This window comes from Mycobacterium sp. (assembly GCF_036273375.1).
Taxonomy (GTDB): domain Bacteria; phylum Actinomycetota; class Actinomycetes; order Mycobacteriales; family Mycobacteriaceae; genus Mycobacterium.
On record NZ_DASUHS010000070.1, the window covers coordinates 1 to 2,297 of the forward strand.

Genomic DNA, 2,297 nt, shown 5'->3' on the forward strand with positions numbered 1-2,297 from the left:
GTCGATCGTCAGGGGACTTAATCCCGCATCGGTGGCCGCACCGAGACCGTATGCCGCGGAACGTAAGTCGCCGTCTCCGATGATGGTGCCATCGGAACCGAACAATTCAAGGCGGTAATGATCGGCGTGGGCGCCCATCACCGAGAGGCTCAGAATGACGGTCACCCCGGACTCCATGCGCATCAGCAGAGCCGCGGTGTCGTCGGCGGTGACGTGCAGGGTCCCGCCGTCGGGCAGTTCACGAACGGGATCGCTGGTGCGCACCTCGGCGCACACCGACACCGGGCTGCCGAGCAGGCTGCACAGGAAGTCGAGATCGTGCACCAGCATGCCGGCCAGGTAGCCGCCGCCCTGCTCGCGGTCGTACATCCAATGGGCCTGCAGCGGATGGCTCGGATGCCAATACGACGCGCTGCGGCTGACCCGGGCGAGGTACTGCGAACCGAGAAAGCCCGAGCGCACCTTGTCGGCGACCGCCAACCAGTCCGGGTTCCACCGGTTCTCGAAACAACAAGCGGTGGGCAGTTTGGAATCTGTGGCGGCGCGTACCATGTGGCGGGCCGCAGCGAGGTCACCTGCCAGTGGCTTCTCGCACAGCACGGGCTTACCTGCCGCCAGGGCGGCGATCGTCATGTCGTGGTGTAACACCGTGGGAGTTGCGACCGAGATGACGTCGAGGTCGTCGCGGGTGACGAACGACTCCCAATCGGTGGAGGTCTGTTCGATGCCCAGCTTGCCGGCCACCCGTTCCAGCCGCTCGGGTGTGCGCGCGCAGAGCGCGACAGGCTCGAAGCCCTTCGCCGCCCGGAAACCGGGCACCTGCACATGCGCACCCCAGCCCACGCCGATGATGCCGACCCGTAACGTCATGCGCTCTCCCTCGTCCGCTGGTTGCAGTGACACTAATGTTAGATAACTCCAGCCCGCGGTCAAGAATTATTGAGTCATTGCCGCAGTGGTCCAGTACCCCGGCATTGCCTATAAGTGACATGAGTGCCAGAATCGGGTGCTGTGAGCGCGATCGACACCGACGAGCAGCAGTTTGCACCGCTGATCGATCTGCGGTGGTGGCAAGAGCGTCCCGCTGACCGGAGCGAGCTCTACCGGCGCCTTCGCGAGGCCGGTGGCCCGGTGTTCGTGCGCACCAACCGACCCGACTCACCGCGGCCCCGTGGATTCTGGGCGGTCGGCGCCCACCGTGACGTCGTCGACATCAGCCGTCGCCCCGGCGACTTCAGTTCCGGGCAGGGCACACAGATCTTCGACCAGACCGCCGAGATGCGCGAATATCGCGGCTCCATCATCGACATGGACGATCCCGAGCACATGCGGCTGCGCAAGATCGTGTCGCGGGGGTTTACCCCCCGCATGCTGTCCGAGCTACGTGGCCTGGCCGAAGAGACCACCGCCGAGATCCTCGAGGAGATGCCGCGTTCGGGTGAGTGCGACTTCGTCTCTTCGTTCGCCACGCTGCTGCCGCTGCGCATCATCGACACCATGCTGGGTGTTCCACGCGAACACGAACAGTTCATCCTGCGGGCGACCAACATCGTGCTGGGCGCCTCGGATCCCGAGTACGTACCCGACCAGACCGTCACAGGCATCGGAGCCGCGGTCACCGAGATCAGCGAGCAGCTCATCGAGCTGCTCAAGCGAATCGCCGAGGACCGCATCGCCCAGCCGCGTGACGACGTGATCAGCAAGCTGGTTACGTCCGACGAGGAGAACTTGACCCCTCAGGAGCTGGCGAAGTTCTTCATCCTGCTGATCGGCGCGGGCAACGAGACCACTCGCAATGCGCTGAGCCACGGGCTGCTCATCCTCAGCGCCCACCCCGACCAGCGCGACCGCCTGCTGGCGAGCTACGACGAGATGGCGCCCGCCGCGGTCGAGGAAATCCTGAGGTACGCAAGCCCGGTGATCCATTTTCGCCGCACGGTGACCCGTGACGGCGTGACGTTGACCGGCCCGCAGGGCGAGGTCACTCATACCTTCAACGCCGGCGACAAAGTGGTGGTCTGGTATCCCGCCGCCAACCGCGACCCCTCGGTCTTTGACCGGCCGGAGCGCTTCGACATCACGCGAAAACCCAACAACCACATCGCCTTCGGCGGCCCGGGACCGCACTATTGCCTGGGCGCCCACCTGGCCCGCCTCGAGTTGAACGTGGCGTTTCGCATGCTCTACGCGCGCTACCCTGACATCAGCGCGGCCGGCGAACCGGTCATGCTGAGGTCGAACTTCGTCAACGGCATCAAACACCTTAAGGCCTCTTACACACCATGAACACGCAAGCA

General features: G+C 64.9%; 2 protein-coding genes. One reads left to right on the forward strand and one right to left on the reverse strand.

Translation table 11 applies throughout. From position 1 onward, the window contains the following. Positions 1-870: Gfo/Idh/MocA family protein (locus tag VFW69_RS06320; RefSeq protein WP_526499270.1), on the reverse strand; the 870-nt coding region annotated here is incomplete at its 3' end. 141 nt (positions 871-1,011) lie between these two features. On the opposite strand from VFW69_RS06320, the gene VFW69_RS06325 reads away from it, so the two are divergent. Continuing rightward, on the forward strand, positions 1,012-2,286 hold the full coding sequence (locus VFW69_RS06325) for a cytochrome P450 (RefSeq protein WP_526499272.1): 1,275 nt from the start codon (positions 1,012-1,014) through the stop codon (positions 2,284-2,286). The last annotated feature ends 11 nt before the right edge of the window (positions 2,287-2,297 follow it).